Here is a 13,166-nt window from a genome sequence, read left to right on the forward strand (position 1 = left end):
TGGTGTTGCACCGTTCTTGGCGCATGAAGTTTATACGTAGCTGCGAACCTGTTGGTTGGCTTATCCTGGGGTCGCAGGTGGGTCCATAAGCTTGATACCGGAGATATCCAGATTTTGCAGCATGGCTGCGATTGATTTGCCATTGAGCTGAAAATCAGCGGCGATGTCGCGCAATGGAATCAGGACAAAGGCACGGTTTTCTATTTCGGGATGGGGCAGGGATAGATTGTCTTCTTGCACAACCAGATCGCCGTAGGTGAGAATGTCAATATCAATGGTCCGAGGGCCCCAGCGCTCTTCGCGTTTGCGCCCCATGCGGGTCTCGATATCAAGGCAGGCTGCCAATAAGTCCTGAGGAGAAAGAGTCGTCACCAGTCTGGCACAGGCGTTGATAAACTCAGCCTGATCTGTTTTGCCCCACGGCGGTGTTTTGTAATAGGGCGAGCGCGTGGTGACCGATATACCCGGCTGGGATGAAAGATTAAACAGGGCGTCTTCAATTGTCACCGATGGGTCGCCGATGTTGCCTCCGAGGCTAATGAACACTTCAATCTCAGACCGGTCCTTGTTCATTTTATATAGTCCTTACGCGTTCGTTTGATTTCGACGGCGATGTCTTTGACGATAGCGGCTATCGGGGCTGCTGGTTTACGGACACGTACGCGCACCTTTTGCAGCTTGTCCATGTTGGTCAAAAGATCTTTTGCAACGGCTTCTGCCAGTGCTTCAATCAAATTAAAACGCTTGTTCAAAACAATGTTTTCCACTCGTTTGGCTATATGATCATAGCGCACGGTGTCATTTTCATCGTCGCTTATGCCAGCAGGGCGCAGATCGGTGTAGCAATCGAGATCAAAATAGAAACGCTGACCAAGGCTGGCCTCTTCCTGATAAACGCCATGATAGGCAAAGAAAGCCAGATCTCGGAGGATGATGCGATCCATGGTTTAGCTCCGCTGATGTTTGCAAATGGCATCGGCAACGGCCAATGCGTCCTTGTGGGCGGCGACGTCATGCACTCGAAATATAGCAGCTCCCTTCATCAATGCGATAACATTTGATGCAACGGTGCCATGCAGTCTGTCCTGAGGTTCCCTGCCGGTTATACTGCCGATAAACCGCTTGCGGGACGTGCCAATCAGCAGGGGATAGCCCCATTTGCACAATTCTTCAAGGCGAGAGAGGATGTTGATGCAGTCTTCTGCGGATTTCCCAAAGCCAATTCCGGGATCAAGGATAATGCGGTCTTCCTTCAAACCAGCTGCCAGCGCGATCTCGATGGATTTGTCAAAGAAATCCTTCATCTGGATGATGAGATCAATACCAGCCACGGATTGATTTTCCCAATGGTTGATAATGACAGGTGCTTGATGCTCAGCGGCGGCCTTGGCGATGTCAGGCTCGCGCTGTAGGCCCCAGACGTCATTGACGATGTGTGCCCCCGCTTCCAGTGCAGCCGCCGCGACGCGGGCTTTGTAGGTGTCTATGGATAGAACACAGCCAAGGTCCTCGGCTGCAATGGCGCGGATTGCGGGAAGAACTCGGGCCAATTCTTCCTGTTCGGATACAAGGCTTGCGTCTGGCCGGGTTGATTCTCCGCCAATGTCCAGAATATGAGCCCCTTGGGTAGCAAGATCGACAGCGTGAGCAACAGCATCATTCTGCAAAAGAAATTGACCACCATCTGAGAAAGAATCGGGCGTGACATTGACGATACCCATGATGAGAGGCGTGGTATGCGGACGCCAATTGAGAGGGCCGAGGCTTCTGTTTTTTACAAGATTTTGCACCGACTGCATTCCTTTTTTGATCCGAGGTGGCATGACGTGTCATATCATTATTATGAATTCATGCTGAACTTTTGTATCTGTTGCCAATCTTTATGGTAAATTTGAATATTATACTAAAGTTTTGACTGTTTTATTCAGTCTATTGTCAAATAAAATAGTTCGAAAGTTTAATTTTTGTATTCTAAATTATAAGAATACTGGATTTATTGATTGTGGTTCTCCCTTAGTCCGAGTTGTGCTTCCTTTGTACTGGTAATACGACTTGTTTGGTCTGATAAACCCCGCAACAAGCAGGATCGTCATGTTCACAAAGATATTGATAGCAAACCGCGGTGAGATTGCCTGCCGTGTGATTAAAACGGCTCAAAAGATGGGAATCAAGACGGTTGCTGTATATTCTGATGCAGATGCGAATGCATTGCATGTGGAAATGGCGGATGAGGCCGTCCATATCGGCCCTTCTGCGGCAGCAGATTCCTATTTGCTTGCTGATAAAATCATACAGGCCTGCAAAGAGACCGGCGCAGATGCCGTGCATCCCGGTTATGGATTTCTATCTGAAAATTCCGCCTTTTGTGAGGCTTTGTCTGCTGAAGGGATCGCATTTATCGGACCTCCGACAAAGGCTATTCAGGCCATGGGTGACAAGATCGAGTCCAAAAAATTTGCGCTTGATGCTCGTGTGTCGACCGTGCCCGGTCATATGGGGGTAATTGCCGACGAGAAAGAAGCCGTCAAAATCTCGAATGAAATCGGTTATCCGGTGATGATCAAGGCATCTGCGGGCGGTGGCGGAAAGGGCATGCGGATTGCTTGGAATGATACAGAGGCTCGTGACGGTTTCGGGCAGGCCAAGTCTGAGGCCAAATCGTCTTTTGGAGATGATCGCTGCTTCATTGAAAAATTTGTCGTTGGTCCTCGGCATATCGAGATTCAGGTGCTGGCGGATAAAAGCGGCCATGCGGTTTATCTCAATGAACGGGAATGCTCCCTACAGCGCCGCAATCAAAAAGTTATCGAGGAAGCTCCGTCTTCTTTCCTTGATCCCGCAACGCGCAAAGCTATGGGCGAACAGGCTGTTGCTCTTGCTAATGCCGTTGGATATTTTTCCGCAGGGACGGTGGAATTCATCGTCGACAATGACAAGAATTTCTTTTTCCTAGAAATGAACACTCGCCTACAGGTGGAGCATCCCGTCACGGAGCTGATCACCGGCATTGACCTTGTTGAACAGATGATCCGTATTGCGTATGGAGAAGATCTGAGGATCAAGCAGGACGATGTTGGTATCAATGGTTGGGCGATCGAATCGCGCATTTATGCTGAAGACCCTTTTCGAAACTTCCTGCCCTCCATCGGTCGGCTGGTTGATTATCAGCCGCCGGCAGAAGGCACTATTGATGGATTGACTATACGCAATGACACAGGGGTTGTTCCCGGGTCTGAGATCTCGATGTTTTATGATCCGATGGTTGCCAAACTTTGCACCCATGGGCCTACGCGTGAAGCCGCGATTGCGCATATGTCCAAAGCGCTTGATGCCTTTATTATCGATGGTATCGAGCATAATCTTGCTTTTCTGACCTCGTTGATGGTGCATCCGAAATGGAAAGCTGGGGACATCACAACAGCGTTCATTGCTGATGAATATCCTGACGGGTTTCAAGGCAATCAACTGGATCAACAGACCGAATGGGCGTTGGCCTGTGTTGCTATGTCAATGGAACTGGTGAAACAGGATCGCCGTGGTCACCTCAAAAGTGGGCGCGAAACGGACGATGCTAAAATGCATCAGCATTGGGTTGCCGCTTTCTCCAAGGAAAACCGCATTGAGCTGGAATTCTGCGGTGGGATGCCGTCAACGCCTATTGAAATGGAAATGCGTTTGCCGGATCGACGCATCATCAGTGTGAAGTCCAACTGGGTTCCGGGCCAAAAACTATGGCGCGGATCTGTGGATGGGCGCGAAATTATCGTACAGGTGCGCCCGGGTCTCAATTCTTACCGTCTTGTGCATGCAGGAGTGCAAGAGGAGGTGAAGGTCATGCGCCCCCACGTTGCAAAGCTGGAAAAGATGTTGCCCGTTCGCGTTCCGCCGGACACGTCCAACCTTCTGCTGTGTCCAATGCCGGGACTTGTTGTGTCCATTGCTGTGAAGGAAGGACAAACCGTTCAGGCAGGGGAGGCTCTGGTGACGGTGGAAGCCATGAAAATGGAGAATGTTTTGCGGGCTGATCGTGATCTGGTCGTGTCCAAGATCCAAGCTGCACCCGGAGAGAGCCTGGCTGTGGATGCTGTCATCATGGAATTTGAAGATGTATCAGTCGAATATTTATAAGTATTTGTGATTAAAAGGGAAAACAAAAAGGCTCGATAGTTTGTCGAGACTTTTTGTTAGAATTTGACGCGGGATAGTTCTCTAGATAAATCTGCAAAAGCCTGCAAAAGATGGGCCTTATATTCATTGGCAGCCATCAGCCATACAAGCCCGAGAATGCCGACCAAGACAAAATATTCTAGGGCAGCGGATCCTTCCTGATCTTTTGAAAAATTAGACAGGTGTGACGGGGTCATGGCGCCCTCTCAGGTTGTTAGTGCAGGTTATTTATAGATTAACAAAACCATAATGGATACAACTTTACGTATTTTGATGGGCAGGTGGTTAATATCCAAGGTGGTGATTGGTGGAAATGCTCATGGTGGCTGCCTGATGATTGGAATCTGACGCCCAAACCACTAGACATTCTTGGGTGGGTGAAATTATCAAAACCTTTGAATGGCTTAGCGTGTAAGTCTTCAGAAGTAGGAGGGATTCACATGCTTCGTTCTGTCCACTCGTGTACCTGAAACAGCAAATCGCTTTGCGTTGGGACTATTTTGTGGTTTGGCCAAATAGCAATTCAAATTCCTCACGCAAGGTCACATCAACATCCGTCATGGTGACGGGATAGCCCAGATCGACGAAACTGGTGACACCATGTTGAGCGATGCCACAGGGAATGATTCCGCTGTAATGGTCAAGCTCCGGCTCGATATTGATGCTGATGCCGTGAAATGTGACCCATTTGCGGAGTCGAATACCAATCGCTGCAATTTTATCTTCCACGTCCGGGCCTTTTTCAGGCCGAGCCACCCAAACCCCGACGCGGTCCTCTCGTCGTTCACCTTTGATGTTGTGGGCGGCGAGGCTGTTGATGATCCAAGCTTCCAGTGTGGCAACAAACAGACGAACATCCTGTTTGCGTCGCTTCAGATCAAGCATCACATAGGCAATCCGTTGACCCGGGCCGTGATAGGTATATTGTCCGCCACGGCCGGTTTGAAAAACATCAAAGCGGTCTGGGGCTACCAGATCAGCCTCATTTGCGCTGGTGCCTGCGGTGTATAGCGGAGGGTGCTCCAGTAGCCAGACACATTCATTGGCTTCACCCCGTGCGATTGCATCAATTCTCTGTTCCATAAAGGCCTGCGCCTCCAGGTAAGGGACGGGGGCATCGGATATCAACCAGTCTACCGGTGTGTCCGATTTAGCGAACATCAGCGATTGCTTGTCTGGAGTTTCAAATATGTTGGTGCGGTCTAGGCGGGTCTGGCTCATTTGGTCTTCGATCTGTGGTCAAGCTAAAGGAGAAGAGGCTAAGAGGAATCTTATTAATGTTTCGTTTACCTTAAAGAGTAACACTCCGTTAATAACTCACATAGTCGATCCGTGGCCAACACGGAAGGGTGAAGCGTGACAAATCTTGATACTATTGCCATTGAAATATCAGTCGAGCTTGGATCTACGTCGATTCCGATCCATCAATTGCTGCGCATGGGGCGTGGTGCGGTGATCGAACTTGATGCGCATGAAGAAGATGATTGCCTGATCAAAGCCAATGATATTCCTGTTGCGCTTGGTCAAGTCATTCTGCGCGGCGAGAAGGTGGGAATCTCCATTACCAAGGTTCTCAACCGTAGTGCTGATTGGCGCCCTCTGCGTGGACTGCAAAGGGTGGATCGCTAGCCTTCAGGCCTAAAAGCGCTCGCAATATGACCGTCTCAAGTGCCTATATCGAAAATGCTTTCGCCAATGTCATCTAGATTCCACATTTGTTGTTGATCGCGGTGTTAATCGCTTGTGCAACAAAAGCTTATTTGTTAGTTACACGCCACCAACAAGGTAAGTCCCTTGATGCTTTTGGCTTGCGGCCGTGGCGGAATTGGTAGACGCGCAGCGTTGAGGTCGCTGTGGGGTAACACCCGTGGAAGTTCGAGTCTTCTCGGCCGCACCAAAAGGTCTCACAACTTATTGAGATGATTGGATTTTGATAGCTGTGGCTCTTTGAGTCCACCACTCAGCCCACCGATTTCTTTGTATTGGGGGCTAGGCAAGTTTCATTTCCTGAAATTAGGTATATATGAGAGCGTTCCACGCTTAATAATGGAATAATCATCAGCTTTGACATGTCGATAAAGGGTGGGTTTGCTGATGCCAAGCAGCTTGACCGCCGCTGAGATGCGGATCATTGCTGGTCTTGGTGAATAGTTTTTCTCTTCCATCGGTCTTGTCAGAGGAAATTGACTTGAGATGGGCAGGGAGCTGACTTACTCATCATAGGATGACGAAACGCTCTCCATTTTGCACTTTCAAAACCAGCCCTGATACCATTTGGTTTTGGTGGAAAAGGTTCGGGCCAATCGTTGCATCGGAGATCCGGACAAAACGAGTTGCAAGGTTGCGATTCTGGTCACAATGACTAAGTATTGGAATCCAATGCCGCCAACTGCCGTGATCGCAAGGTGGTATTGAAATTCGTCAATAACTCCATGAAACGCCATGGGCGCCCGTTTTCGATGATAACAGACAAGTTACGATCCTACGGCGTTGCGATGAGGGCGATCAGCAACGCAGCCTCTATAACAGAATTAATTTTAACCTGAACCGCGGTGCGGCTCTCGCAGCATGGCGCGGTCTTTGTGCGGCATAACAATCAGGGCCGATGGCCTTCTTGGGTCAGATTCAGGTTTGTCTGGTAATGCCAAACAGGAAGCGAGACTGACAGGTATGGCTCTGGTTCGACAGCAAAGGCTATGCGGTCAAACCGAGGTGTCTCCGTAATAACTTCATACCGCACGGGTCAATCCGCCATCGATACGCAGATTTTGGCCAGTTACGTAGCCGCCACCTTCAGAGGCCAAAAACGAAATCGCTGATGACACTTCTTGTGCCTGTCCATAACGCCCCATTGGAATGCGAGCCTTGCGGTCTGCTGTTTCAGGAAGGCTGTCGATGAAACCTGGCAAGATATTGTTCATACGAATATTGTCAGCGGCATATTGGTCTGAATAGAGTTTGGTGAAGGCTGCTAAGCCTGCCCGAAACACACCCGAAGTCGGGAACAATGGATCTGGCTCAAAGGCAGCAAAGGTCGAAATGTTGATAATTGTGCCGCCGCCCTGGGCCTGCATAAAAGGCGTGACCAGCCGGACCGGACGAATAACATTCATCAGGTAAACTTCCATGCCCGTGTGCCAATCGTCATCAGAGATTTCCAGTACTGGCCCTTTGGGGCCGTGGCCCGCTGAATTGACTAACGCATCCACGCGGCCCCAACGTTCTACAGCGCCTTGAACCAATGCGGACAAGGCGTCAGGATCAGAGTTGGAACCTGTCACACCAAAGCCATCCAATTCATTTCCGAGCGCCTCGCCTTTACCAGATGACGACAAAACACCTACCTTAAATCCGTCTGCAGCCAATCGGCGGGCTGCATCTGCGCCCATTCCACTTCCACCTGCGGTAATGAGGGCTACTTTTTCTACTGTCATTTTTTTCTCCTTCGTTGACCTTTCTCTCTTGATAGATCAGAAAAGCATTAATCTCCCGCTAGAATTGATGTTTCTTGATTGTAGGAATACTATTGCCAGATGTCTCAACTCCCTCCTTTGAATGGACTGCGCGCGTTTGAAATGGCAGGCCGCAGCCTGAACTTCCGTGCCGCAGCGGATGAACTGGGCGTCACTCAAGGTGCCGTCGCTCAGCAAGTACGCCAACTTGAAGCGCATCTAGGGTTACAGTTGTTTGAAAGATTGCCCAAAGGGCTGGCGTTCACATCTCCAGGTCGAACCTATCACGTGAATGTCGCGGCTGCGTTTGAGGCGCTCCGCAATGCGACCGACCATTTAATGCCAGACTCAGGCAAAGTCCTTGTCAGCGTCACGCCAACGTTCGCAGCAAAATGGCTTATTCCCAACCTGCCTGATTTTTCGGCTAAACACCCTGAGATCGACCTTAGCATTCTCGCAACAGAAAAGGTGTCAAGTTTTCACGGGGACGCGATCGATCTTGCTGTAAGGCAAGGTGAGCCGCCCTTTGGCGCTTCTTTGGATGCCCACCTTCTGTTTCGTCAAGAGGTCGTTGCAGTGGCTGCGCCAAGTCTTGTTGAAGGGGAAATTATACCAGTGAGTGCGGACGCAATGTCCTGTCTGCCCAAGCTTCATGACACCCATGACCTTTGGCCCGAATTTCTCAGGCTGAACAATATTGAAGATAAGGGAGGTCATGGATTGCGCCTTAGCCAAACGTCGCTGGCAGTGGATGCGGCTCTTTTGGGGCAGGGCGTTGCTCTCGTAAGTCGTTTTCTTGTGACAGCGGAGATTGCGGCCAAAAGTCTGATACAGATCACTCCAGATACGATGTCCGGCAGACAGGATTTTTATCTGCTTGCCAAGCGCAAATCCAGGCATAACCCTGCAGTTGATGCCGCGATAACTTGGTTTTTGGCGCAAGCCGAGCGATAATTTCTCAAACTCCACATTTCGCCAGAGAGATCGTACGCACGCTTCGTTTGACCGGCAGTAAATTTTTTGCACCAAAATGTTGCGTAATATATCGATGTTCGCTGTGCCGAGGGCGCTGTGCTGCATTCTAAGCGCGGCGAATGGCAGGAGCGGGCCGAATTCGCTAATCCTTGATGTCGAAAAACTCAGCTGGAATTGCAATATCATTGGTGTGCTTCAACACCATGCACAGCTGTGTCTAAAGAGGTTCTGCTCTGAGGCCAAATAGACCAATTCGACAGGGAATAAAGACACCTGACGCAAAAAATCGGAGGGTTTGGGTGCCGGACTCGCACATTCAGTATAGGCCAAACCCTCCGGTGATTTAGTTCAATTTGGCAAGTATCACACTTCTACAACGACCTTACCAATTGCCTTACCACTCGAAAGGCGAGCATATGCATCGCCAACCTCTGGCAAACCAAATTCTTGTTCATCTAAAAGTGGTTTTAAAGCACCTGCATCGATAATTGTTGCAAGTTTGCTCAAAATGTCACCATGGGCTTGGCGGTTGTGATTATGCAGCATTGGTAGCAACATGAACACAATGTGCAACGACAATCCTTTGACGTGCGCAGGCGAGAGATCTATTTCCAACAGAGCAACAGTAGAGGCGATATTTCCGTTGAGTGCCGCTGCTTCGAACGAGTTGCTCATATTGGCACCGCCAACAGTATCAAAAATGAGCTCGAACCCAGCTCCGTCTGTGTATTTTGCGACGTAATCAGCAATCTTTTCGACAGCAAAGTCAATTGGTGTCGCACCAAAGCTTTTGATGACGTCAATCTGTTTGTCGCCGGTGCCGGTTGCATAAACATCGGCGCCGAAATGCTTGGCCAGTTGCAAGGCAACATGTCCAACACCGCCTGCGCCACCTTGTACAAGAATCTTTTGCCCGGCAGTGATACCCGCACGCTGCAGTCCCTCATAGGCTGTAATTCCAACCAATGGCATGGCTGCAGCTTCTCGCATTGAGATTGATTTCGGCTTGTGCGCTATCAGTTGGGTATCCACTGTCATGAACTCTGCCAAAGCACCCTGAAAATCGGCCAGACCACCCGCGCAGCCATAGACTGCATCCCCTATAGCAAATCCGCTTACGTCACTGCCTACTGCGGAAACCGTTCCCGCAAAATCCATACCAAGGACAGCAGGCAGGGCAGGGGACAACGGCAAATCACTGCCCATTGCCCGGATCATCGTATCAACCGTGTTTACGCTTGTTGCCGCAATTTTCACAACGACATGGCCTGCCTTTGCTACAGGGTCAGGGAGATCAGCCGCTTCGAACATAGCGGCTTCACCGTAGGAATTCAGGATCATGGCTTTCATAGGGGATACTCCAGAGTAGATGAATGTGATCCCCTAAGTATTATATTATATATACGATATAAACGTGGATGTTTAGAATTCACTTTCCTGATTATCTATATAATTGATGCGATAACATCGGTGATGCCCGTCATCACTGCCTTGCTATGTTGGGAATCTAGGGCAGCGGAATGTGGAGCCGAAAATTGTCCTGCATCATTGTCAAAATACTTGCCGGACGCATCAGAGAATTCATCGTCCAGAGCCGCACGGCACAATATGTCAGCACCAATTGAGAGATCATTTCCAGCAATGCCAAAGCCCTCTTTGACCATTTTTGAGGCGAGCAAAGATCCTGGATTGACCGCGATGATTGTCGGCCCCTCGGGCCGTGTTTTAGCCAGTTCCCGTGTCCAAATTGTTATCGCTAGCTTGCTTTGCGCATAAGCTTCCATGTCATTAAGGGAGCTTTTTCCTGCGAGAGCGGACATGTTTACACGGGCTTGAGCAGCAGATGACAAGTTCACAACCCGGCCGTCTTTGGGCATGATTGCTAAAAGAGCTGTTGTCAGCATATAGGGCGCAACTGCATTCACGACAAAGCGGATGTCGTGACCCGTTTGTGTCTTCGTTTGTGGGGCTTTTAGAATACCTGCATTATTGATCAGCACATCCAGATTGTCATGTTCAGCAAGGATCGTCTTTGCCATAGCATCTACGTCCTTTAGACTTGTAAAATCGGCAAGATAGCCCGCGGATGTGCCACCCACTTCTTTTAGCGCTGAAGCAAGTTTGGCCGCATTGCGACCATGCAGCAGGATCTTGTGTCCTTGACGGGCTAAAGTCTTGGCGGTCAACAGACCTATGCCATCGGTGGCCCCTGTTATCAAAATCGTTTTGCTCATGTGCTTGCCCTTCTATGCCGTAAAGCCCGGCAGAACTTCATCTGCCAACCGTTTGAGAGTTGTTTCGATATCCGCGCTGTTGAAACGCAGGTTTAGTGCCACATGGTTGATACCAAGGGCGCGTATTTCTTCTAGATAGCTGCACAGAAAACGGGACCCAGATCGAAAGCCCAGATGGATAGGATGCGCAGCTGCATTTGTGTCTTCTAGCAAGTCGATATAGAGGGATTGCATTACGGGTTTGTCTTTCCCTCCCGCATCAGCCACACGCCTGCGGTAGTCCGTAACGACTCGCCCTTGCGATATGGCATCGCGTGGATAGGTCATCCAGCCATCGCCATTTTGTGCAATCCAGTCAGGGTGTTGTTGGCTACCGCCCGTAATCAGCAACGGAAGACGTGATCCTTCAGGTTTTGGCAGCAAGTCCATGTTGCCTGTTAGACTGCCATAACCATTCTCAAATTGCGGGTAGTGGGTTGATGCAGCACGGATATAATCTACGCTGTCACGAAAGCGCTCCCCTCTGTCAGGAAAGCTACTGTTTAGCGCGGGATATTCATCCGGCCGATCACCCGAAGCGACTCCCAACAACAACCTTCCGCCCGACATCACATCAGCCGAAGCCGCTGCTTTGGCCACGTGGGCTGGGTGGCGAAGGGGTAGGACAACGCTGGCCACACCAAGCGCAATATGGTGTGTTGTAGCTGACAACGCCCCAAGATAGACAAAGGGGTCGTAAATCTGCCCTGCATCGCCAAAGCTGGGTACATTAAAGGGTACATCTCGCAACCAGAGTGCCGAAAAGCCAAGCTCTTCAGCCAATTGTGCCCGTGCAATATGGCCGGTCATATCAGGTACCGGGCTGTCTGCATATTGCACGATAGGGACCACGAGTCCGATGCTCAAACGACTGGGCTTGAAGGTTCTGTTGTATCCTGGATTGATCAGCTCAAATTCAGTTGCTGTGCTCATCGTGTTCATTTCAAGAGTCCTATTGCCTTCGTCTTCCCCTATATTATAGTTACGTCAGAATATATAAATGGGTTCATTTTTGTATCAGAATTCGGAAATAGTATATAATGGATACGGATAGTCTTCGCCTTTTTGTTCTCGCGGCAGAGAAATTGAATATCAGCGCAGCAGGCCGGTCCCTGGGGCTTGCGCCTGCGGTTGCCAGTGCCCGACTTGCCAAATTGGAAATCGAAGTGGGTGCTGACCTGTTGCATCGTTCTACCCGTAAGGTGTCTCTTTCACTTCAAGGTGCTGAATTTTTACCATTTGCGCGAGAAATTCTTCAACAATCCGATGCAGGATTGGCTGCCTTGGGACAGGGTAAGTCAAATGCCACTGGAACATTGAGATTCACCGCACCCAGCACTTTTGCACAATTGCATATCGCGCCGATTTTGCCTGATTTTCAAAGTGAACATCCCGACGTCACGTTGGACTTGCGGTTATCTGACGTACAGTTCGATCTGATTGAAGGCAGTTTTGATCTAGCTCTGCGAAACTCATCCCTAGATGATTCAAACCTGAAGGGTCGAAAGCTCGCGAATGACAGACGTATACTCTGTGCATCTCCAGCCTATCTGCGCGATCACGGAACACCACAGATGCCCGATGATCTAGCCCGGCACTATCTTATAGCTTTTCGTGACCAGAAAGCGCGCCCTTTGATCGGACGTGATGGGCAAACCTCCGAATTCGACCCACGCAAAGGCTTGGGGCGCATAATTCTCGATGACGGGTTAAGTCAGAAAATTGTCACCTGTGCGGGCGCTGGTATTTCTTCCAATTCCATCTGGAGTGTTTATCAAGAAATCAAGGATGGCCGGCTTATTCAGATACTGCCAGACTATGAAATAGCGGATAAAACGGCACTTTGGCTGGTGTATCCAAAGACCAACGTACTTTCGCCAAAAGTGCGTGTGTTTATGGATTTCCTTCTAAAGCGCATTGGAAAATCACCCATATGGGACAATCTCGCAATCTGAAATCCGGTAGCGGTCTGATCTGACCAAGCCCGCCTTGCTGTTGTCTGAGTCGTTAAATACTGCATCTTGCATGACTGGCAGATTCCAGATTGATGGCCTCATGGCCGGGAAAGCAACTGGCGGGGCTACCGTCGGTCACATCTATTTTGCAACGCACTAGACTGCTTGAGCCCATCGTGGATTTGGCATTTTGATCTTTCCAAGACAACCTTGCTCTTAGCGCCTATGCCGGTTTTGCCAAAATATGAGTACCCATGAGTGGGCGATAGGCATGAAGCAACAACCGCAGCATCATCAGATGCTGGCTTGCCCCCCCCCAAAAAAAACACCGCGCCAAGCCCTGA

Annotated in this window: 13 protein-coding genes and 1 tRNA gene; 5 read left to right on the forward strand and 9 right to left on the reverse strand. The window is 49.7% G+C overall.

What is annotated here, in order from left to right; all coding sequences use genetic code 11:
• Positions 1-60: 60 nt before the first annotated feature.
• The 3 genes from folK to folP are packed head-to-tail and all read right to left on the reverse strand — an operon-like array spanning position 61 to position 1,790.
• Positions 61-573, reverse strand: coding sequence for a 2-amino-4-hydroxy-6-hydroxymethyldihydropteridine diphosphokinase (folK, locus tag C0081_RS04015; protein WP_101532529.1), 513 nt, complete (start codon positions 571-573; stop codon positions 61-63).
• Complete coding sequence (gene folB / locus C0081_RS04020) at positions 570-944, reverse strand: dihydroneopterin aldolase (protein ID WP_101532530.1); 375 nt, start codon at positions 942-944, stop codon at positions 570-572. The genes folK and folB overlap by 4 nt, the downstream gene beginning before the upstream one ends.
• Before the next feature lie 3 nt (positions 945-947).
• Entirely contained in the window at positions 948-1,790 is an 843-nt protein-coding gene (gene folP, locus C0081_RS04025) for a dihydropteroate synthase (RefSeq protein WP_245417854.1), read from the reverse strand.
• 301 nt (positions 1,791-2,091) lie between these two features.
• On the opposite strand from folP, the gene C0081_RS04030 reads away from it, so the two are divergent.
• Positions 2,092-4,128: an acetyl-CoA carboxylase biotin carboxylase subunit gene (locus C0081_RS04030; protein WP_101532531.1), complete on the forward strand. Its 2,037-nt coding sequence runs from the start codon at positions 2,092-2,094 to the stop codon at positions 4,126-4,128.
• Positions 4,129-4,184: 56 nt separating this feature from the next.
• Here the strand turns inward: C0081_RS04030 and C0081_RS04035 are convergent, their stop codons facing one another.
• Both C0081_RS04035 and lipB read right to left on the reverse strand, forming a co-directional pair.
• A complete protein-coding gene (locus C0081_RS04035) occupies positions 4,185-4,364 on the reverse strand; it encodes a hypothetical protein (protein WP_101532532.1) in 180 nt (59 codons plus the stop codon).
• A gap of 298 nt (positions 4,365-4,662) precedes the next feature.
• Positions 4,663-5,328, reverse strand: a complete 666-nt coding sequence (lipB, locus tag C0081_RS04040; RefSeq protein ID WP_101532542.1) for a lipoyl(octanoyl) transferase LipB — start codon at positions 5,326-5,328, stop codon at positions 4,663-4,665.
• A gap of 195 nt (positions 5,329-5,523) precedes the next feature.
• On the opposite strand from lipB, the gene C0081_RS04045 reads away from it, so the two are divergent.
• Both C0081_RS04045 and C0081_RS04050 read left to right on the forward strand, forming a co-directional pair.
• Entirely contained in the window at positions 5,524-5,796 is a 273-nt protein-coding gene (locus C0081_RS04045; RefSeq protein ID WP_101532533.1) for a FliM/FliN family flagellar motor switch protein, read from the forward strand.
• 181 nt (positions 5,797-5,977) lie between these two features.
• A tRNA-Leu gene (locus C0081_RS04050) sits at positions 5,978-6,064 on the forward strand.
• Positions 6,065-6,896: 832 nt separating this feature from the next.
• On the opposite strand, the gene C0081_RS04060 is transcribed toward C0081_RS04050, so the two are convergent.
• The gene (locus tag C0081_RS04060) at positions 6,897-7,601 is read right to left on the reverse strand and encodes an SDR family oxidoreductase (protein WP_101532534.1); all 705 of its coding nucleotides are present in this window, start codon (positions 7,599-7,601) and stop codon (positions 6,897-6,899) included.
• Between the two features lie 99 nt (positions 7,602-7,700).
• On the opposite strand from C0081_RS04060, the gene C0081_RS04065 reads away from it, so the two are divergent.
• Complete coding sequence (locus tag C0081_RS04065; RefSeq protein ID WP_101532535.1) at positions 7,701-8,573, forward strand: LysR substrate-binding domain-containing protein; 873 nt, start codon at positions 7,701-7,703, stop codon at positions 8,571-8,573.
• A 384-nt stretch (positions 8,574-8,957) separates the two neighbouring features.
• Here the strand turns inward: C0081_RS04065 and C0081_RS04070 are convergent, their stop codons facing one another.
• From C0081_RS04070 to C0081_RS04080, 3 genes are all read right to left on the reverse strand, one after another.
• Positions 8,958-9,944 (reverse strand): zinc-dependent alcohol dehydrogenase family protein, encoded by a 987-nt coding sequence (locus C0081_RS04070; RefSeq protein WP_101532536.1) that lies wholly within the window; start codon positions 9,942-9,944, stop codon positions 8,958-8,960.
• 95 nt (positions 9,945-10,039) lie between these two features.
• The gene (locus tag C0081_RS04075; RefSeq protein WP_101532537.1) at positions 10,040-10,828 is read right to left on the reverse strand and encodes an SDR family NAD(P)-dependent oxidoreductase; all 789 of its coding nucleotides are present in this window, start codon (positions 10,826-10,828) and stop codon (positions 10,040-10,042) included.
• A 12-nt stretch (positions 10,829-10,840) separates the two neighbouring features.
• Positions 10,841-11,809 (reverse strand): LLM class oxidoreductase, encoded by a 969-nt coding sequence (locus tag C0081_RS04080; RefSeq protein ID WP_101532538.1) that lies wholly within the window; start codon positions 11,807-11,809, stop codon positions 10,841-10,843.
• A gap of 98 nt (positions 11,810-11,907) precedes the next feature.
• Between C0081_RS04080 and C0081_RS04085 the strand changes: the two genes are divergently transcribed.
• Positions 11,908-12,822, forward strand: coding sequence for a LysR family transcriptional regulator (locus C0081_RS04085; RefSeq protein ID WP_101532539.1), 915 nt, complete (start codon positions 11,908-11,910; stop codon positions 12,820-12,822).
• Positions 12,823-13,166: the final 344 nt, after the last annotated feature.

It is taken from the genome of Cohaesibacter celericrescens, from assembly GCF_002866925.1.
Taxonomy (GTDB): Bacteria; Pseudomonadota; Alphaproteobacteria; order Rhizobiales; family Cohaesibacteraceae; genus Cohaesibacter; species Cohaesibacter celericrescens.